General features: G+C 73.0%; 16 protein-coding genes. 8 read left to right on the plus strand and 8 right to left on the minus strand.

Translation table 11 applies throughout. The annotated features are described in order from the left end of the window. The first annotated feature begins 20 nt into the window (after nt 1-20). The 4 genes from ACZ6MA_RS08800 to ACZ6MA_RS08815 all read left to right on the plus strand — a co-directional run bounded on the left by ACZ6MA_RS08800 (nt 21) and on the right by ACZ6MA_RS08815 (nt 3,869). Nucleotides 21-458, plus strand: a complete 438-nt coding sequence (locus ACZ6MA_RS08800) for a MarR family winged helix-turn-helix transcriptional regulator (RefSeq protein ID WP_469432173.1) — start codon at nt 21-23, stop codon at nt 456-458. Nucleotides 459-542: 84 nt separating this feature from the next. Then, nucleotides 543-1,484 carry an MBL fold metallo-hydrolase gene (locus ACZ6MA_RS08805; protein WP_469432175.1) on the plus strand — a complete coding sequence of 314 codons (942 nt, stop codon included), beginning with the start codon at nt 543-545 and terminating at the stop codon, nt 1,482-1,484. Nucleotides 1,485-1,628: 144 nt separating this feature from the next. Continuing rightward, nucleotides 1,629-2,651, plus strand: coding sequence for a phosphotransferase family protein (locus ACZ6MA_RS08810; protein ID WP_469432176.1), 1,023 nt, complete (start codon nt 1,629-1,631; stop codon nt 2,649-2,651). A 3-nt stretch (nt 2,652-2,654) separates the two neighbouring features. Further along, nucleotides 2,655-3,869, plus strand: a complete 1,215-nt coding sequence (locus ACZ6MA_RS08815) for an acyl-CoA dehydrogenase family protein (RefSeq protein ID WP_469432178.1) — start codon at nt 2,655-2,657, stop codon at nt 3,867-3,869. Between the two features lie 215 nt (nt 3,870-4,084). On the opposite strand, the gene ACZ6MA_RS08820 is transcribed toward ACZ6MA_RS08815, so the two are convergent. From ACZ6MA_RS08820 to ACZ6MA_RS08830, 3 genes are read right to left on the minus strand one after another with little or no spacing between them, the layout of a single operon-like run. After that, nucleotides 4,085-4,693, minus strand: a complete 609-nt coding sequence (locus ACZ6MA_RS08820; protein ID WP_469432179.1) for a TetR/AcrR family transcriptional regulator — start codon at nt 4,691-4,693, stop codon at nt 4,085-4,087. A 32-nt stretch (nt 4,694-4,725) separates the two neighbouring features. Then, the gene (locus ACZ6MA_RS08825) at nt 4,726-6,438 is read right to left on the minus strand and encodes an AMP-binding protein (RefSeq protein ID WP_469432181.1); all 1,713 of its coding nucleotides are present in this window, start codon (nt 6,436-6,438) and stop codon (nt 4,726-4,728) included. Between the two features lie 43 nt (nt 6,439-6,481). Beyond that, complete coding sequence (locus ACZ6MA_RS08830) at nt 6,482-7,258, minus strand: SDR family oxidoreductase (RefSeq protein WP_469432183.1); 777 nt, start codon at nt 7,256-7,258, stop codon at nt 6,482-6,484. Nucleotides 7,259-7,709: 451 nt separating this feature from the next. Here ACZ6MA_RS08830 and ACZ6MA_RS08835 point away from each other — a divergent pair, with 451 nt between their 5' ends. Together ACZ6MA_RS08835 and ACZ6MA_RS08840 are read left to right on the plus strand one after the other, a co-directional pair. Further along, nucleotides 7,710-9,026 (plus strand): alpha/beta fold hydrolase, encoded by a 1,317-nt coding sequence (locus ACZ6MA_RS08835; protein WP_469432184.1) that lies wholly within the window; start codon nt 7,710-7,712, stop codon nt 9,024-9,026. 180 nt (nt 9,027-9,206) lie between these two features. Continuing rightward, on the plus strand, nt 9,207-9,818 hold the full coding sequence (locus tag ACZ6MA_RS08840) for a hypothetical protein (RefSeq protein ID WP_469432186.1): 612 nt from the start codon (nt 9,207-9,209) through the stop codon (nt 9,816-9,818). Between the two features lie 94 nt (nt 9,819-9,912). Here ACZ6MA_RS08840 and soxR read toward each other — a convergent pair whose 3' ends face one another. Beyond that, nucleotides 9,913-10,494: a redox-sensitive transcriptional activator SoxR gene (gene soxR, locus ACZ6MA_RS08845; protein ID WP_469432187.1), complete on the minus strand. Its 582-nt coding sequence runs from the start codon at nt 10,492-10,494 to the stop codon at nt 9,913-9,915. 96 nt (nt 10,495-10,590) lie between these two features. On the opposite strand from soxR, the gene ACZ6MA_RS08850 reads away from it, so the two are divergent. Next, the gene (locus ACZ6MA_RS08850) at nt 10,591-11,052 is read left to right on the plus strand and encodes a MaoC family dehydratase (protein WP_469432188.1); all 462 of its coding nucleotides are present in this window, start codon (nt 10,591-10,593) and stop codon (nt 11,050-11,052) included. A gap of 18 nt (nt 11,053-11,070) precedes the next feature. Here the strand turns inward: ACZ6MA_RS08850 and ACZ6MA_RS08855 are convergent, their stop codons facing one another. Beyond that, a complete protein-coding gene (locus ACZ6MA_RS08855) occupies nt 11,071-11,691 on the minus strand; it encodes a TetR family transcriptional regulator (RefSeq protein ID WP_469432302.1) in 621 nt (206 codons plus the stop codon). Nucleotides 11,692-11,879: 188 nt separating this feature from the next. On the opposite strand from ACZ6MA_RS08855, the gene ACZ6MA_RS08860 reads away from it, so the two are divergent. Then, nucleotides 11,880-12,422 carry a DUF2165 domain-containing protein gene (locus ACZ6MA_RS08860; RefSeq protein ID WP_469432304.1) on the plus strand — a complete coding sequence of 181 codons (543 nt, stop codon included), beginning with the start codon at nt 11,880-11,882 and terminating at the stop codon, nt 12,420-12,422. A 226-nt stretch (nt 12,423-12,648) separates the two neighbouring features. Here ACZ6MA_RS08860 and ACZ6MA_RS08865 read toward each other — a convergent pair whose 3' ends face one another. From ACZ6MA_RS08865 to ACZ6MA_RS08875, 3 genes are all read right to left on the minus strand, one after another. Beyond that, nucleotides 12,649-14,067, minus strand: a complete 1,419-nt coding sequence (locus ACZ6MA_RS08865) for an aldehyde dehydrogenase family protein (protein ID WP_469432190.1) — start codon at nt 14,065-14,067, stop codon at nt 12,649-12,651. 164 nt (nt 14,068-14,231) lie between these two features. After that, complete coding sequence (locus ACZ6MA_RS08870; RefSeq protein WP_469432192.1) at nt 14,232-15,695, minus strand: CitMHS family transporter; 1,464 nt, start codon at nt 15,693-15,695, stop codon at nt 14,232-14,234. Between the two features lie 120 nt (nt 15,696-15,815). Next, nucleotides 15,816-18,098: a molybdopterin oxidoreductase family protein gene (locus ACZ6MA_RS08875; RefSeq protein ID WP_469432194.1), complete on the minus strand. Its 2,283-nt coding sequence runs from the start codon at nt 18,096-18,098 to the stop codon at nt 15,816-15,818. Nucleotides 18,099-18,227: the final 129 nt, after the last annotated feature.

Genomic DNA, 18,227 nt, shown 5'->3' on the forward strand with positions numbered 1-18,227 from the left:
TCTTTGAGTACACTTCAACCATGACCGGCACCCCTCAGTCCCCGACCAAGGCCCAGCTCCTGGAGCTGGTGGCGGCGCTCGGCACCGCCCAGTGGCAGGACTTCGCGGCCGCCGCCGCCCGGCACGGGCTCACCTCCGTCCAGGCCAAGCTGCTCGCCCAGCTCAAGGGACCGGTCCCGATGCGCGGCCTCGCCACGTTGCTGGTCTGCGACGCCTCGAACGTCACGGGCATCGTGGACCGCCTCGAATCGCGCGGCCTGGTCCGCCGCGAGTCCGACCCCCGCGACCGCCGGGTGAAGAACGTGGTCGCCACCGACGAGGGCCTGGAGACCATCCGCCGCGTCCGCGCCGAGATGCAGGCCACCCACAGCGCGCTCGACGCCCTCGAAGAGGACGAGCGCACCGCGCTCTACGGGCTCCTGGAGCGGCTGCGCCCGGGCCTGGAGCACCGCGCCTGACCGGTCCTCAGCCGCCCGCCCCGGACCGTATTCTGACGGTCGGTCCGATCCGCGCGCCCCGCGCGGACGCCAGGGGAGGCAGCGATGTCCAGTCCGACCACCGCCCGAGCCGTCGAACCGGCGGAGACGGAACCGTATACGGTCCCGCTCGCCCCCGGGGTGCACGCGTTCGTCCAGCCCGACGGCGGCTGGTGCCTGAACAACGCCGGGTTCGTGACGGCCGGCGGCCGGACCCTGCTGATCGACACCGCCGCGACCGAGCGGCGGGCGCGGCTGCTGCGCGCCGCCGTCACCGCCGAGGGCGCGCCGCCGCCCACCACCGTGGTCAACACCCACCACCACGGCGACCACACCTACGGCAACTGCGTGTTCCCCGAGGCCACGATCATCGGGCACACGGCCTGCCGCGAGGAGACCCTCGCCGCGGGGCACCAGCTGCACACCATCTGGCCCGGGGTCGACTACGGCGACGTCGCCATCACCCCCGCCACGCTCACCTACTCCGAGACACTCACCGTGCACGTCGGTGTCATCGAGGTACGGCTGATCCACCCGGGGGTCGCCCACACCGTCGGGGACACCGTCGCCTGGCTGCCCGAGCAGGGCATCGTCTTCACCGGCGACCTGATCTTCAACGGCGGCACCCCCTTCCTGATGATGGGCTCCCTCGCGGGATCACTGCGCGCCCTGGAGCGGCTGCGCACGCTCGACGCCCAGGTCGTCGTCCCCGGTCACGGCCGTGTCACCGACCCCGGGGTGTACGACGCCACGGAGGCCTATCTGCGGTACGTCGACGAGCTGGCCCGCGCCTCCCGCGCGGCGGGCCGCACACCGCTGGAGGCCGCCCGCGAGGCGGAACTCGGCGAGTTCGCGTCACTGCGCGAGAGCGAGCGCCTGGTCGCCAATCTGCACCGCGCCTACGCCGAGCTGGACGGGCAGCCCCTGGGCAGCCCGCTGGACCTGCCGGAGGTCCTCGGCGACATGATGACGATGAACGGCGGCGAACCGATGGCCTGCCACGCCTGACCTCCACCGCGGACGGGCCGGCCGCCGGGCTCGGCCCGTGGCCGGAAATCGGCCCCGGCGCCCCCTAGACGGCATACCGACCGGTCGGCATCATGATCGGGGACCGCACATCCACCTGTTCGACTCCCCGTGGAGGAACACTCGATGAGCAAGGGCAACCCCCCAGGGCTCGACCTGGAACGGCTGCGCGCGTATCTGGAGCGGGAGCGGCCGGGGCTGGTCCACGGGCCGCTGAGCGCGGAGCTGGTCGAGGGGGGTCGTTCCAACCTCACCTACGCCGTCACGGACGGCACCGGCCGCTGGGTGGTGCGCCGGCCGCCGCTGGGGCACGTCCTCGCCACCGCCCACGACATGCGGCGCGAGCACCGGGTGATCAGCGCACTGCGCGATACCGCCGTGCCGGTGCCGGGGACGATCGCGCTCTGCGCGGACGAGGACGTCCTCGGAGCACCCTTCTACGTCATGGAGTTCGTGACCGGCACGCCCTACCGCACGGCCGAGCAGCTCCGCGTCCTCGGCCCCGCCCGGACCCGCGAGGTCGTCCTCGGCCTCGCCGATACGCTGGTGGACCTGCACGCCGTGGACCCGGGCGCGGTCGGTCTCGGCGACTTCGGCCGCCCGGAGGGATTTCTCGGCCGGCAGCTGCGGCGCTGGGGCACCCAGCTGGAAGCCTCCGCCAACCGCGAGCTGCCCGGCATCGACGAACTGCGCGAAGCCCTGGGCGCGGCGCTCCCGCACTCCCCCGCCCCCACCGTCGTGCACGGCGACTACCGGCTGGACAACGTCCTGATCGGGGCCGACGACACCGTCGAGGCCGTCCTCGACTGGGAGATGTCCACGCTCGGCGACCCGCTCACCGATCTCGGGCTGCTGATGATGTACAGCGAGCAACGGCCCGTTCCCGGCTCGCCGGTCGCCACCACGCGCGACGCCCCCGGCCACCCCGAGCCCGCCGAGATCGTCGAGCGGTACGCCGCCCGCTCGGGCCGTGATGTGTCGGCCCTCCCCTGGTACACCGCCTTCGCCTATTTCAAGCTCGCGGTCATCCTGGAGGGCATTCACTACCGCTACACGCTCGGGCAGACCGTCGGCGCGGGCTTCGACCGCATCGGGCAGCTCGTGCCGCTCTTCGTCGAAGGCGGCCTCACCACGCTTCGGAAGGGCTGAGCCATGGACTTCGCGTTCGACGCGCGCACCGAGGAGCTGCGGGGCAGGCTGCTGGCCTTCATGGACGAGCACGTGTACCCGGCGGAGGCGGTCGCCGAGGAACAGCGCGCCGCGCTCGCCGATCCCTGGGACACCCCGCCGGTGGTCGAGGAGCTGAAGGCCGAGGCCCGGCGGCGGGGGCTGTGGAATGCGTTCCTACCGGATGCGGAGTACGGCGCCGGGCTGACCAACGTCCAGTACGCGCCGCTCGCCGAGATCACCGGCCGCAGCCCGCAGCTCGCCCCGACCGCCCTCAACTGCGCGGCCCCCGACACGGGGAACATGGAGGTGCTCGCCCAGTTCGGCACCGAGGAGCAGCGCGAGCGCTGGCTCCGTCCATTGCTCGCCGGCGAGATCCGGTCCGCGTTCGCGATGACCGAGCCGGATGTCGCCTCCTCCGACGCCACGAACATCGGGACGCGGATCGAGCGGGACGGCGACGACTACGTCATCACCGGCCGCAAGTGGTACATCTCCGGTGCGATGAACCCCCGTTGCGAGATCTTCATCGTCATGGGCAAGACCGACCCCGACGGCGCGGACCCGCGCCGCCAGCAGTCCATGGTGCTGGTCCCGCGCGGGACGCCCGGCGTCGAGGTCAGGCGCGCCATGCGGGTCTACGGCTACGAGGACCACTACCACGGCGGCCACGCCGAGGTGGTCTTCGACGGCGTCCGCGTCCCGGCGGCGAACATCGTCGGCGAGGAGGGTGGCGGATTCGCCATCGCGCAGGCCCGCCTCGGCCCCGGCCGGATCCACCACTGCATGCGGCTGATCGGCATGGCCGAGCGCGCCATCGAGCTGATGTGCCGGAGGGCGGCGGACCGTACGGCGTTCGGCAAGCCGCTGGCGGCGCAGGGTGTCGTCCAGGAGTGGATCGCCGATTCCCGGGTCGCGGTCGAGCAGTTGCGGCTGCTGGTGCTGAAGACCGCGTGGCTGATGGACACCGTCGGCAACCGCGGGGCGCACACGGAGATCCAGGCCATCAAGATCGCGACGCCGCGTACGGTCGCCGGCATCATCGACAAGGCGGTCCAGCTGCACGGCGCGGGCGGTGTCGGCCAGGACTTCCCGCTCGCCGAGCTGTGGGCCGCGGCGCGGACGCTGCGCCTGGCCGACGGGCCGGACGAGGTCCACCAGCGGTCGCTGGCGCGGCGGGAGCTGAAGCGGTATCGCTGAGCAGCTGGGCAAGGCATGTCGTGCCGGCTGCGGGCCGTGCCGTCCGCACCACCGCTGCGCGGCGGTCGTCCTCAATCGCCGGACGGGCTGCTGTGCTCTGTCCTCAATCGCCGGACGGGCTGGATTCAGCCCGTCCGGCACTTGAGGACGCGCCCGCAGGGCGCCCGCCGCCGCAGGCGGCACGACGGGCCCGCAGCCGAGCCGCAGAGCCCCGGCTACGGCCGAAGGGCCCGCATCAGCAGGTCCGCCAAGTGCTCCGCGACCTGCTGGGGGCGGAGCGGTCCGTCGGGGCGGTACCAACTGCTCAGGTGGTGGACCGAGCCGAAGTGGTAGTCCACCACCAGATCGGCGGGGGTCGCCGTGCTGAACACTCCGGTGCGCTGGCCCTCTTCGACCAGCGCGCGGAATCTCTCGTGGTAGCGGCGGCGTTCGGCCCGCACCTGCTTGTCCTTCTCCGGTGCGAGATGGTGCATGGACCGGAAGAAGATCTTCGTGTCGTCGAGGTTCTCGATCGTCGTGACCACGACGTCGGCGGCCGCGTCACGCAGCCGCCGCTCGACGGGGGCGTCCGAGTCCGCCAGGGCGTCCAGCCGCTCCTGCTGGAGCCGCAGGACCCGTGCGTAGACCTCGTGCAGCAGATCGTCCTTGGACCCGAAGTAGTGATAGAGCGCGCCCTTGGTGACGCCCGCCGCCTCGACGATCTCCTGTACGGACGTCCGGTCGTACCCCTGGTCCGCGAAGAGGCGGGTGGCGGCGGCCAGCAGCCGCTGCGGCACGGCCCTGCCGCCGCCGTCCGTCGTCCCGGCCGTCGTCGTCCTGGTCATCGCCGTCACCCGCCTGTCGCCGAAGTGCTGTGCTACGCCCGGTCGCGCAGCTCCCGTCTGAGGATCTTGCCACTGCTCGTCTTGGGGAGGTCCGGCAGGATCTCCACCGCCCGCGGGTATTTGTACGCCGCGAGCCGCTCGCGGCAGTAGGTGACGACCGCTTCGGGGTCCGCGGTCGTGCCCGGCCGCAGACTGATCCAGGCCTTGACCGTCTCCCCCCGGTAGGGGTCCGGCACTCCGACGACGGCCGCCTCGCGGACGGCGGGGTGGGTGTAGAGGACGTCCTCCACCTCGCGGGGCCAGACCTTGAAGCCCGACGCGTTGATCATGTCCTTCTTGCGGTCGACCACGTACAGCCAGCCCTCGCGGTCCATGAAGCCGATGTCACCGGTGCGCAGTTCGCCGCCGGGCAGGGCGGCGGCGGTGTCCTCGGGGCGCCGCCAGTAGCCGGGGATCACCTGGGGGCCGCGCACCGCGATCTCGCCCTGCTCGCCGAAGGGGACCTCCGCGCCGTGCTCGTCGAGGACACGGACGAGCGTGTCGGCGCCGGGCACCCCGACGGCGAGGGTGCCGGAGACGGGGTCGACCGGGGCTTCGAGGCCGGGCAGGACGGCCGCGCAGGGGGCGGTGCACTCGGTGAGCCCGTACCCGTTGTGGAGGTAGGGGCCGAGGGTGGCGCGGAACGTCTCGACCAGCGCGGGCGGCAGCGGGGCCCCGCCCGAGGAGATCATGCGGAAGGACGCGAAGTGGTCCCGGCCGACGCCGTCGTGGGCCATCAGGGCCATGAACGCGGTGGCCGGGCCCACGGTGTAGGCGGGGCGGTGCTCCAGGAACGCGTCGAGGACGACGCCGGGTTCGAAGCGGTAGGCGAGCGCGAGGGTCCCCGCCCCGGCCACGCAGGCCGCGAGCTGGGCGACCATGCCGGTGATGTGGAACAGCGGGGCGAGGGCGAAGTAGGTACAGCCCTCGGGCAGTCCGGCGCCGGTGCGCTGCCGCTCGGCGTTATGGCAGATGTTTCCGTGGGTGTTCATGGCGCCCTTGGGACGGCCGGTGGTGCCCGAGGTGTAGCTGATGAGGGCGATGTCGGTGGGGCCGAGGTCGATGCCCTCGGGTGCGGTGGCACCCGAGCGGGCCACGGTCAGCAGGTCCTCGGCGTCCTCGGGCACGGGCAGCCGTCCGCCGCGCAGCACCCGGGTGTCGTCGCGGGTCTGGAGGCCCAACTCGCAGGCCGTGAGGACGATCCGGACGGCCGAGGCGTCCGCCGCCTCCCGCAGCCGGTCCACCCAGGCGCGGTCCGCGCAGATGAGGGCCGTGGCCTCGGCGTCGTGCAGGATGTGCCCGGCCTCGCCCGCCTTGTACATGGGATTCATCGGGACGACGATGCCGCCCGCCTTCCAGATGCCGAGGACGGCGAGGACGAAGTGCGGGGAGTTCTGCAGCACGACCGCCGCCCGGTCGCCGGGCCGGAAGCCGCGCCCGGCGAGGTGGCCCGCGATCGCGTCGGACATCTCGTCGGCCTGGCGGTAGTCCAGCCGCCCGTCGAAGTAGGCGAGCGCGGGGCGGTCGGGAGCACGCCGCACGGCGTCCCGGAAGGCGTGCAGCACGCTCGGCGGCGGCTCGACGGGTGCCCGCTGGGCTTCGTTGAGCAGTGCGAGCCAGGGCCTGTCCGCGTAGGAGCCCGCTACCGCCCGTGCCACCGGGGCACGGGCCGGGCGGGGGCGGGACGGGGAAGGGTTCGCTGTCATCGTGGGTGCCGCCCTTTCCGGGAGGCTCCGGCCGCCTCCGCGGCTACGCGCGGTCGGGGTCCGGGGCCGGTTCGAGTTTGCGCTGAAGGTGGTTCATGCCGTCGAGCCAGCGGTCGGGGTCGGCGGCCCGTGCGGTGTAGTAGTCCGCGATCTCGGGGTGCGGGAGGATCAGGAAACGACCGGCGGCCATGCCCTCGAACAGGGCGTCCGCGACCCGCTCGGGCTCGATGGCGGTGGGCGCGAGCAGCAGGTCCCCGGCCGCCCCGGTGCCACGCAGCATGTCCGTGCGGACGCCTTGCGGACAGATCGCGTGGACGGCGATGCCGCGGTGCCGGTAGGTGAGGGAGAGCCATTCGGCGAAGGCGTACGCCGCGTGCTTAGAGACGCTGTAGGGGGCCGAGCCGACCATGGTGAGCAGTCCGGCGGCGGAGACGGTGGCGACGAAGCGCCCGCTGCCGCGCTCCAGCCACGCGGGGAGCAGCTCCCGGCTCGCCCGTACGTGGGCCATGACGTTGACGTCCCAGGAGGCGGCCCACTGGTCCTCGTCCGCCTCGGGGCCGCCGGTGGCGGCGACGCCGGCGTTGGCGCAGTAGACGTCGATCGTCCCGCCCAGCGCCTCCCGGGCGGCGGGGACGATGGTGGAGGCGTCACCGGGGACGGCGGTGGCGCCGATCTCCGCGGCGACCGCCGTGGCCTTGGCGGCGTCGAGGTCGTTGACGACGACCCGGGCGCCTTCGGCGGCGAACCGGCGGGCGAGGGCGGCACCTATGCCGCCACCCGCTCCGGTAACCACGACTCCCGCGTCCCGCACGGTGTGCACGTTCGTGTCTCCCTCGGTCGGTACCCGGCCGCGTCGGCCGCGTGCGCAGACTAACCAGTCGGTATGTGCGAGCGGAAGAGCGCGTTCGCGCCGTGGGCGCCTGGCGCGCTATGGATTTCGGCCGAAGGCCGCCGTCGCCGCTGCCGCCGCTGCCGCCGCTGCCGCCTGCGGCGGCGAACGCCCTTCGGGCGTGTCCTCAATCGCCGGACGGGCTGATCTGGCTGAGCCCAGCCGTACCAAGCCCGTCCGGCGCTTGAGGACCCCACCAAACCAAGCCGGTCCGGCGTTTGAGGACCCCACCAAACCGAGCCCGTCCGGCGCTTGAGGACACCCACCGTGTGGCACAGGCACAGACACACCCGCCCCGGCCAGCGCCGGCGAAAACGCTGGACAGGCCCTCTTGACGGCGGGACGATGCGCCGCACATCCGACCGGCACAGGGGGACTGGCCATGGCGGGCACGCGTGTGGAGCCTTACTGGGAGCTGACCTTCGACGCGGACGGCGACGTCCACACCGGCGAACGGGACGCCCTGGTGGCAGGGGTCGGACAGGAACGGCTCACCGATCTGGTGATCTTCGCGCACGGCTGGAACAACGACCGGTCGATGGCGACCGGGCTCTACCGGCGCTTCTTCGCCCCGTTTCCGGCGCTCCTCGACAGGGTCCTCGGGGTCGAGCGCGACGAGGTGCGCGTGGGTTACTGCGGCGTGATCTGGCCGTCGATGCGGTTCGCCGACGAGCCCGTCCCCGACTTCCCGCAGCGGGTGCCCGTCACCGCCGCCCCCGGGGCGCCCGTGCTCGACCCGGCCACCCGGCAGGCGCTGACCACGGTCTTCCCGGGAAGCGAGGAGACGGTGGCCCGGCTCGCGGAACTGCTCGACCGGCGGCCGGAAGCTCCGGAGCGGCTGGCGGAGTTCGCCGGTCTCGCCCGCGCGCTCGTCACGGTGGGGGAAGCGACGGAAGAGGGGGCCGCGCGTGTCGTCCGGGATCTGGAGGGCGAGGGCGCGCCCGCCGTGCTCACCGGGGATCCGAAGGCGGTCTGCGCAGCGTTCGCCGATGCCCTGGCGGGTGACGAGGCGTCGGCCGGGCTGTTCGGCGATGGCTGGAAGAAGCTGTGGAAGGGCGCCCACGAGCTGCTGCGCCAGGCCTCGTACTACACGATGAAGCGCCGGGCCGGCACGGTGGGCGAGCGGGGGCTCGGCCCGGTGCTCGGGGTGCTCGCCCGCTCCGGGCCCGGCCCGCGGGTGCACCTCGTGGGACACAGCTTCGGTGCCCGGCTGATGGCCTTCGCGCTGCGCGGGCTGCCGGAGGAGGCCACCGTCTCCTCCCTGACGCTGCTCCAGGGTGCCTTCTCGCATTACGCCTTCTCCTCCCGGCTGCCCTTCGACACCGGCCGCGGCGGCGCGCTGAAGGGCGCCCACCACCGGGTGCGGGGGCCGGTGGTGTGTGTCCACTCGCGTCACGACACGGCACTCGGCGTGCTGTATCCCCTGGCGTCCCGGCTGGCCCGGGACGCGGACTCGGTGCGGGGGATCGACAACACCCGGTGGGGCGCGATGGGCTACGACGGCGTCCAGGCCGTGGACGGTTGTGCGCGCCTGTCGCTCGCGCGGGCGCTGGACGGCGGGCTGCCCGCCGAGGGGTGCGCGAGCGTCGACGCGTCGGCGGTCGTCTCGCGCGGCGGACCGCCCTCGGGCGCCCACGGCGACATCTGTCACGACGAGCTGGCGCGGCTGATCCTGCTGGCCGGCCGGATCGTCGGCTGAGCACCTTCCGGGACGGAACGGAGGGTGAGGATCCGCCACCTTCGCGGTTCCTCACATCTGTACGCGTGATGGGGGTAGCAGAGCGGAGTCGGCCGCGTCGGGCGTCCGATGGATCCGAATGGCGATGAGTTACGTCCCTTCCATGTCGATCCGAGTCCGCGCTGTCGGAGGTGGGATGCAGTGGCAGGTTTCAGAGCACTCGCACGAGAGGTGCGCAATCCACGGAACACGATCGCGCTGCGACGGACCTCCTTGCGCAAATGCCTCGAACGTTTCGCCCCCTACGGGCACCGGGCCACCTGGCACCATCTGTGCAACCGGGCCGGGCTGGCACCCGAGGACCGCGCACCCGACCCGGAGCTGCTGATCGCGGCGCTGGAGGAGTTGGAGGAGGCCCGGGAACTCTGGCTGGCCTACGAGGTCGAGTTCGCCGGCCGGCGCAAGCGCGAGAAGCACGACGGCATCCGGCAGCCCAGTGCCGTCGACGACTGGCACCGCAACACCTGGGGCGGGTGTGACATCGTGCCATGCGCGAGTCCCACCCTGTTCCCGAGCGCGCGCCTCGCCGAGGTGCTGCGACGCATGATCAACGCCATGGAGTCCGGCCCCGGGGACGCCTGCCCGGTCTGCTCGCAGGAGCGGATCGAGTGGCGTACCGATCTGGAGCGTTACCCGCTGACGGGACCCGTCTGCACGGACTGCGGCATCGTGGTGCCGGTGTCCGTGCTCACCCCCGAGGCACTGGCCGCGGCGAGGAGGTACGCCTACGCGGCCCGGTACGCCACGGTGTGAGGGCCGGTCCGTCCCGTGTCCGCGGGGACGGGCACGCACGCCGCCCGGGGCGACCGGCTGATCGTCCCGGGACCGGTGCGAAGGCCTTCGGACCTCAGGTCCCGGGGGTGGCTCCCGCGCACTGGTCGGGCGCGGCCCTCCGCTTCGGCGTGGCCGCGTCGGAAGCCTTCGGGGCGGCCTTCGGGGCGGCCTTCCCCGAGGGGCCCGGTCCGCCGGGCTTGTCGGCCCCGGCGAGCAGGACCGAGCCGCTGCCGTAACCGCCGAAGCGGTCCTCGGGGTTGGACAGCGCGCACTTGTCGAGCGAGAGGCAGCCACAGCCGATGCAGTCGGCGAGGCGGTCGCGCAACTGGTTGAGCTGCGCTATCCGCTGGTCCAGTTCCGAGCGCCACAGCTCGGACATCCTGGCCCAGTCCTCGCGGTTGGGGGTCCGCTCGTCGGGCAGTTCGGCGAGCGCCGCACGGATGGTGGCGAGCGGGATGCCGACCCGCTGCGCGGCACGGATGAAGGCGACCCGGCGCAGCGCGTCACGCTCGTAGCGGCGTTGGTTGCCGGCGGTGCGGCGGCTGCTGATCAGGCCCTTGGACTCGTAGAAATGCAGCGCGGAGACGGCCGCGCCGCTGCGCGCGGACAGCTGGCCGACGGTGAGTTCGTGAACCTTCGTGGAAATCTGCGGCACGGCTCAAGACCTTACGTCAACGCGGGGCGTTGACACCGGGAGAGCCTCCCCGCATGCTGAGCAAGCGCTTGGAAACCTCTATGGGGAGGCACCTGGATGACGGAGCCCCGGATCTTCACCTCGCCGGACGAGCTGCGGGCCGCGGTCGGTGTGGAACTCGGCCCCAGCGACTGGCTCGACGTGGACCAGAAACGGATCGACCTCTTCGCCGAGGCGACCGGGGACCACCAGTGGATCCATGTGGACCCCGAGCGCGCGGCGTCCGGCCCCTTCGGGTCGACCATCGCGCACGGCTATCTGACGCTCTCCCTGCTGCCGTCCCTGGTGCCGCTGCTGATGCGCGTCGACAACGTCCGCATGGGCATCAACTACGGGGTGAACAAGGTCCGCTTCCCCTCCCCCGTCCCGGTCGGCTCACGGCTGCGGGCCACGGCGAGGATCACCGGGGTGTCGGAGGTGGAGGGCGGCGTGCAGCTGGTGACGTCGGTGACGATCGAGCGCGAGGGCGGCGAGAAACCGGTGTGCGTGGCGGAGTCGGTGAGCCGCTTCTACCGCTGAATCCCACCCGCGGTCGCCTCACTCCCCGCCCGCGTACCCCACCATGCGCAGTACCAACCCGGCGTACAACTCGCCCACCTCGTCCGGGGTGCGCTTGCCGTCCGCGTTGAACCAGCGGGCGACGTCGATGCACAACGACAGCACGGCGAGGGTGGTGCCGCGCACGTCCGGGACGTCGAAGTCGCCCGTCGCCACCCCGTCCTCGATGATGGCGCGGACGGCGGCGTCCGAGGCGCGGCGCAGCCCGACGATCTCCTCGTGGTGTTCCTCGCCGAGCGCCCCCAGTTCGTACTGGACGACTCGGGCGGTGGTGTGGTGCTCCGCGTGCCAGCGGACGAAGGCCCGCACGGCTTCGGCGAGCCGCTCGGCGGGGCTGCCGTCGCCCTCCCGGGCGCGGCGGAGGATGCCGAGCGCGAGCCGGTGGCCGACGCCGCTGATCTGGTAGAGCAGTTCTTCCTTGGTCTTGTAGTGGATGTAGAGCGCGGCGGGGCTCATGCCGGCCCGCCCGGCGATGTCACGGGTGGTGGTGGCGTGGTAGCCGCGCTCGGCGAAGGCCTGGACGGCCGCGATCACCAGCCGCCGGGCGGCATCGGGTGTGACGTCGGCCCATTCCCCGGCCCGCTTCGCCTCCGTGCCCATCACCACGCCCCGCTCTCCGGGCCCGCCCCGGGCCTGTTCCGACAGAACGAACACCATACCGCGAAGCTGAGCAAGCGCTTAGGGTGCGGAGGGGTCGTGTCCGGGAATCATCCCGGAGAAGCATCCGAGGGGATTCAGGGGAGGGCCTGATGGACGGCAAACGGAATCGCCGGTGGGCGGGGCGCCCGATGCTCGGCGGCCGCGGCGGGATATCCGCCCTCGGTACCCTGCCCGTGGCGGCGGCGGTGCTCACGGCGACCCTGGCGCTGTACATGGCGCTGGTCGTCTTCGGCAACGTCACGGACTTCGGCACCAACCGGGACTTCGTCCGGCACGTCCTGGCGATGGACACCACCTTCCAGGACGAGGACCTGATGTGGCGGGCCGTCACCTCCCGTACGGTCCAGGACCTGGCCTACGTCGCCATCATCGGCTGGGAGGCGCTGACGGCGCTCGCCCTCGTCGCGGGGACGGCGCTGTGGGTGCGGGGGCTGCGGGGGCGGGCCGCCCACCCCCGGGAATTCGACGCGGCCCGCCGGGCCACCACCGTGGGGCTCGTGATGATGCTGCTGCTCTTCGGCATGGGCTTCATCGCCATCGGCGGCGAGTGGTTCGCGATGTGGCAGTCCTCGAAGTGGAACGGCCTCCAAGCCGCCGGCCGCAATGTCATGCTGGCCGGATTCACGCTCGTCGTCGTGCATGTCCCGTGGGGGTACCGGGTGACGTCCTGATCCGCGGCTGTCGTGCGCACCGCCGCTGCGCGGCGGTCGTCCTCAAGCGCCGGACAGGCTGGTGTGGCTGAGCCCGTCCGGCGTTTGAGGACGCGCCCGCAGGGCGCCTCGCCGCCGCAGGCGGCACAACCGGCCCGGTGGCCGAAGAACCGCCGGAGGTCACCGGCACCGCCGCTGCGCGGCGGTCGTCCTCAAGCGCCGGACGGGCTGGTCGGCCGGGCGCCGGTCAGAACTGCAGGGACTTGGTCTGCAGGAATTCCGCCAGGCCGTGCGTGCCCAGTTCGCGGCCGATGCCCGACTGCTTGTGGCCGCCGAAGGGCGCGAGGAGGTTGAAGCCGCCGCCGTTGATGTCGACCTGCCCGGTGTCCATGCGCCGGGCGAACGCGGCGGCCGTCGCGTCGTCGGCGGCCCAGACGGCTCCGCCCAGTCCGTAGACGGTGTCGTTGGCGATGCGGGCCGCCTCGTCCTCGTCGGTGTACTTGATGAAGCTGAGGACCGGGCCGAAGATCTCCTCCTGGGCGATCGCCATGTCCGGGGTGACGTCGGCGAAGACGGTCGGACGGACGAAGTAGCCCTTCTCGCGGCCTTCCGGGACGTCGGATCCGCCCGCGACGAGCCGGGCGCCTTCCGCGACGCCACGGTCGATGTAACCGCGGACGCGGGCGTGCTGCGCGGCGTTGACGAGGGGGCCGAGGCGGACCTCCGGGTCGGCCGGGTCACCGGGGACGTACGCGGCGACGGCCTCGGCCGCCAGGGCGACCGCCTCCTCGTAGTCGTCGGCGTGGACGAGCGTCCGCGTCCACGCGTTGCAGGACTGGCCGGTGTTGCGGCAGACGTCGGCGACATTGGCGGCGACGGCCTTGGCCAGGTCCGCGCCGGGGAGGATGACGTTCGCGGACTTGCCGCCCAGTTCGAGGGTGACGCGCTTGACGGCCGCCCCGGCGATCGCGCCGATCCGCTTGCCCACCGCCGTCGACCCGGTGAAGGAGACGAGGTCGACACCGGGGTGCTCGGCGAGCGCCTGGCCGGCGACGGCGCCGAGCCCGGTGACGAGGTTGAAGACACCCGCCGGGATCCCGGCGGCGGCCACGCACTCGGCGAAGAGCCGGGCGGTGAGCGGGGTGTCCTCGGCGGGCTTGAGGACGACCGTGCAGCCCGCGGCGAGGGCGGGCGCGACCTTGACGACGATCTGGTGGAGCGGGTAGTTCCAGGGGGTGATGGCGCCGACGACGCCGACCGGCTCGTGCAGGACGGTCGAGTTGCCGATCTTCTCCTCGAAGGGGTGGGTCGTGACGAGTTCCGCGCAGGAACCGGTGACGGCGATCGGCAGGCCGGTGTGGACCCGCCGCGCGAAGCCGGCGGGCGAGCCGAGTTCGGCGACGACGGTGGCGGCGATCTCCTCGCGGCGGGCGTCGAGCGCGTCGCGCAGCGCGGCGAGGTGCCGCCCCCGCTCGGCGGGCGAGGTGGCGGCCCAGCCCGGCAGGGCCGCGCGGGCGGCCCGCACGGCGGCGTCCACGTCCTCGGGCGTACCGGCCGGGACGGTGCCGATGACGCGCTCGTCGGCGGGGTTGACCACCTCGATCGTGTCCGGTCCGGCGGCGGGCCGCCACTGGCCGTCGATGAACATCCCGTCGTGCGCGATCACAGACCGTCTCCTCGGTATCGGGACGGGCCCGCAGGCGGCCACGACTTCGCTCGCCCGTTCGATGCCCGTACGCGCCTCACGCTAACGCCGAACTCGTCCGGTACGCCAGGGGCCCTCCGGTGTGCTGCGCCGGCGCCGCGGGCCGCGCCGTCCGGCCCGCGGCCTCAGATGATGCCGAACAGCATCCCGGCCCCGAGGACGACGAGGGATGTGAGCGCCGCCCACTTGACGGTGAAGCGGGTGTGGTCGCCGAACTCCACCTTCGCCATGCCCACGAGCACGTAGACGGCGGGCACGAGGGGGCTCGACATGTGCAGGGCCTGGCCGACGAGCGAGGCCCGGGCGATCTCCAGCGGGGAGACCCCGTGGGCGGCGCCGGCCTCCGCGAGGATCGGCACGATGCCGAAGTAGAAGCCGTCGTTGGACATGAAGTACGTGAACGGGATCGACAGGACACCGGTGACCAGGCCCATGTGCGGGCCCATCGCGTCGGGGACGGAGTCGACGACGGTGCGGGCCATCTGCTCCACCATGCCGGTGCCGGTCAGCCCCCCGGTGAAGACGGCGGCGGCGAAGACCATCCCGGAGACGTTGAGGACGTTCTCGGCGTGGGCCGCGATGCGGGCCTTCTGGTCGGGCATGTGCGGGAAGTTGACGGTCAGGGCGATGGCGGCGCCGAGCAGGAACAGCACCGGGATGGGCAGCGTCTGGAGGATCAGCAGGGTGAGCAGCGCGACGGTCAGCGCGGCGTTGAACCAGTACAGGCGCGGGCGCAGGGTGGCGCGGTGGGGGTCGAGGATCTCGGAGGAGGCGTCGGCCTCGTCCTGGATGTCGCCGCCTACGGCCGTGTGGTCGCCGGCAGCCGGACCGGTCGCCGCGCCGCTCGCCCCGGACCCGGCGCCGGCCGGAGCCACCTTGCGGGCCGGGGCGTCGCCCGTGCCGGCCGAGCCGATCAGCGCCTGCTCGGGCTCCGGTTCGCCGTCGGGCCGGCCCAGGGCCTGCTCCAGCGTCAGGACGCCGAGCCGCTTGCGCTCCCGCAGCCCGAGGACGTACGCGAGACCGATGACGAACAGCAGGCCCACGGCCAGCGCCGGGATCATGGGGACGAAGATGTCGCCGGCGTCGAGCTTGAGCGCGGTGGCGGCGCGGGCGGTCGGGCCGCCCCAGGGCAGGGTGTTCATCACGCCGTTGGCCATGGCGGCGACGCCCGTCATGATGACCAGGCTCATCTTGAGGCGGCGGTAGAGCGGCACCATCGCCGAGACGGTGATCATGAAGGTGGTGGAACCGTCCCCGTCGAGCGAGACGATCGCGGCGAGCACCGCGGTACCGACGACCACCCGCATCGGGTCGGCCTTGCAGAAGCGCAGGATGCCGCGGACGACCGGGTCGAAGAGCCCGACGTCGATCATCACGCCGAAGTAGACGATGGCGAACATCAGCATCGCGGCGGTCGGCGCCAGGGAGCCGATGCCCTTGAGCACGTAGTCGCCGAGGTGGGAGCCCTTGCCCACCAGGACGCAGAACAGCGCGGGGACGATCACCAGCGCCGCCATGGGCGACATCTTCTTCAGCATGATCAGCACCAGGAAGGTGGCGATCATGCCGAAGCCCAGGATGGTCAGCATGCGGGTACCTCACGTTCGCCTTTGAACTCCACCGCGGGACGGCGGTCCTGGTGACGCTAAGTGCGCAAACTTTGGGTCCACAAGGCCTTGACACCTGCGCAATACGAGCAGAACCCCAGGTCACGGGGTTGGCGCGAGCGGCACGGGGGTGACCGGAGTGACGCGCACCGGATAGCCGTTGAGCACGGCGGTGCCGGAGAGCGGGTCGAGCCGGGTGCCGTCGGACAGGGCGTTGACATTGACGCCCGGTGTGCCGGCCGCGACCGACAGCCGGGTGCCCGGCCGGTCGTGCCCCCACCCGTGCGGCAGGCTGACCACCCCCCGGCGCACCGTGTCGGTGACCTCGACCGGTGCCTCCACCGTGCCGCCGTCGCCGGTGACCCGCGCACCGCCGCCGTCGAGCAGCCCCAGTCGCGCGGCGTCCTCGGGGTGGACCTGGAGGGTGCAGCGGTTGCTGCCGCCGGTCAGGGCGGGGACGTTGTGCATCCAGCTGTTGTTGGAGCGCAGATGACGCCTGCCGACCAGGACGAGGGAGTCCGGTGACGCGGCGCCCTCGTCGAGGGAGCGCCGCAGCCGGAGCACCTCGCCCACGAGGGGTTCGGGGCACAGCTCGATCTTCCCGCTGCGGGTCCGCAGCAGCTCCGGCACGCGCGGGGTGAGCGGGCCCAGGTCGATGCCGTGCGGGTGGGCGAGCAACTTCTCCAGCGTCAGGCCGTCGGGATCGGCACCGAACCCCTCGCCGTAGGGGCCCAGTCGCAGCATCAGGTCGAGCCGGCGCTCGGCGCCCGTGGCGCCGGTGAGGCGCTCGGCGAGGGCGGCGGGGTCGTCCCCGTGCACCGGGGAGAGTGGGTCGGTGACGGCCTTGCCCAGGGTGCGGGCGATGACGGTGGTGTCGATCGAGCGGTGGTCGGCGTCCGGCCGGCCGCCGGCGCACAGGACGAGCCGGGCGAGGATCTCGGCCTCGTCGGGGCGGCCGGCGTCGAGGGGGACCGGCGGCCGGGTGTAGCGCACCTGGTTGCGGACGGCGAAGGCGTTGAAGGTGAAGTCGAAGTGGGCGCTGCGACTGGGCGGGGGCGGGGGCAGGACGACGTGCGCGTGCCGGGCGGTCTCGTTGAGGTAGGGGTCGACGCTGACCATGAAGTCGAGCCCGGCCAGGGCCCGGTCGAGACGGGCGCCGTTCGGCGCGGAGAGCACCGGGTTGGCGGCGATGGAGACCAGCGCCCGGACCCGGCCCTCCCCCGGTGTGTCGACCTCCTCCGCCAGCGCGGCGACGGGCAGCTCGGACTTCGCCTCGGGGTGCCCGCCGACCCGGCTGTGCCAGCGGCCGAGGGCGAAGCCCCTGCCCGGCCGGGGCGGACGGGGCGCGGCGGCGGTGGCGGAGAGCGGGAACATCGCGCCGCCCGGCCGGTCGAGGTTGCCGGTGAGGACGTTGAGTACGTCGATCAGCCAGCTGGTCAGCGTGCCGAAGGCGACGGTGGTGCTGCCGATGCGGCCGTAGACGGCGGCCCGGGGGGCCGCGGCCAGCTCACGGGCGAGGGCGCGGATCTCCTCGGCGGGCACGTCGCACGCCCCGGCCACGGTCTCCGGGGCGAAGTCCTCGGCCAGTCGGCGCACGTCCGCCACGCCCGTGAGGTGCGCGTCGAGCGGGCCGGGGTCGCTGAGCCCTTCCGCGAAGAGCGTGTGGACCACCGCGAAGAGCAGCAGCGCGTCGGCGCCGGGCCGGATCGCCACGTACCGGTCGGCGAGGGCGGCCGTGCGGGTGCGGCGCGGGTCGATCACGACGAGCCGTCCGCCGCGCCGCCGGAGCGCCTTGAGGCGGCCGGGGAAGTCCGGCGCGGTGCACAGGCTTCCGTTGGAGTCGAGCGGGTTCGCGCCGATCATCAGCAGGTGGTCGGTGCGGTCCAGGTCGGGCACGGGCACCGCCATCGCGTCGCCGTAGAGCAGCCCGCTGGAGACGTGCTTGGGCATCTGGTCGAGCGTGCTGGCGGTGAAGACGTTGCGGCTGCCCAGCGCCCCGATCAGAAGCGGCGGGTAGAGCGCCCCCGCCATGGTGTGCGCGTTGGGGTTGCCGAGGACGGTGGCCACGGCCTGCGGCCCGTACTCCTCGACGACCGGGCGCAGTCCGCGCGCGACCGCGGCGAACGCCTCGTCCCAGCCCGTCTCGCGCAGCCGTCCGCCGTGGCGTACGAGGGGGCGGGCGAGCCGGTCCGGGTCGCCGTCCAGCTCGCCGAAGGCGGCGCCCTTGGGGCAGATGAAGCCCCGGCTGAAGACATCGGCCCGGTCGCCGCGGGCGCCGGTCACCCGCCCGTCCTCCAGCGTGAGGGTCAGCCCGCAGGTGGCCTCGCACAGCGGACAGATCCGCGGGGCGGTCCCGGTCGGGGTGCTGCTCGGGGGTCGGGTCATCGGTCCCTCCCGGGGACGGCGGCGGTGACACACGGTCGGGCCGACCCTACCGATTGCCTGGCCGGCGGCTCTTTCGGCTGCGGACCGTCCGTGCCGCCTGCGGCGGCGGGCGCCCTGCGGGCGCGTCCT

This window comes from Streptomyces sp. NPDC042259, from assembly GCF_055582085.1.

Bases quoted from the DNA above. Each gene is read 5' to 3' on its own strand.
- ACZ6MA_RS08800 (WP_469432173.1), top strand. From the start codon at position 21: ATGACCGGCACCCCTCAGTCCCCGACCAAGGCCCAGCTCCTGGAGCTG.
- ACZ6MA_RS08805 (WP_469432175.1), top strand. From the start codon at position 543: ATGTCCAGTCCGACCACCGCCCGAGCCGTCGAACCGGCGGAGACGGAA.
- ACZ6MA_RS08810 (WP_469432176.1), top strand. From the start codon at position 1,629: ATGAGCAAGGGCAACCCCCCAGGGCTCGACCTGGAACGGCTGCGCGCG.
- ACZ6MA_RS08815 (WP_469432178.1), top strand. From the start codon at position 2,655: ATGGACTTCGCGTTCGACGCGCGCACCGAGGAGCTGCGGGGCAGGCTG.
- ACZ6MA_RS08820 (WP_469432179.1), bottom strand. From the start codon at position 4,693: ATGACCAGGACGACGACGGCCGGGACGACGGACGGCGGCGGCAGGGCC.
- ACZ6MA_RS08825 (WP_469432181.1), bottom strand. From the start codon at position 6,438: ATGACAGCGAACCCTTCCCCGTCCCGCCCCCGCCCGGCCCGTGCCCCG.
- ACZ6MA_RS08835 (WP_469432184.1), top strand. From the start codon at position 7,710: ATGGCGGGCACGCGTGTGGAGCCTTACTGGGAGCTGACCTTCGACGCG.
- ACZ6MA_RS08850 (WP_469432188.1), top strand. From the start codon at position 10,591: ATGACGGAGCCCCGGATCTTCACCTCGCCGGACGAGCTGCGGGCCGCG.
- ACZ6MA_RS08855 (WP_469432302.1), bottom strand. From the start codon at position 11,691: ATGGGCACGGAGGCGAAGCGGGCCGGGGAATGGGCCGACGTCACACCC.
- ACZ6MA_RS08860 (WP_469432304.1), top strand. From the start codon at position 11,880: ATGCTCGGCGGCCGCGGCGGGATATCCGCCCTCGGTACCCTGCCCGTG.
- ACZ6MA_RS08870 (WP_469432192.1), bottom strand. From the start codon at position 15,695: ATGCTGACCATCCTGGGCTTCGGCATGATCGCCACCTTCCTGGTGCTG.
- ACZ6MA_RS08875 (WP_469432194.1), bottom strand. From the start codon at position 18,098: ATGACCCGACCCCCGAGCAGCACCCCGACCGGGACCGCCCCGCGGATC.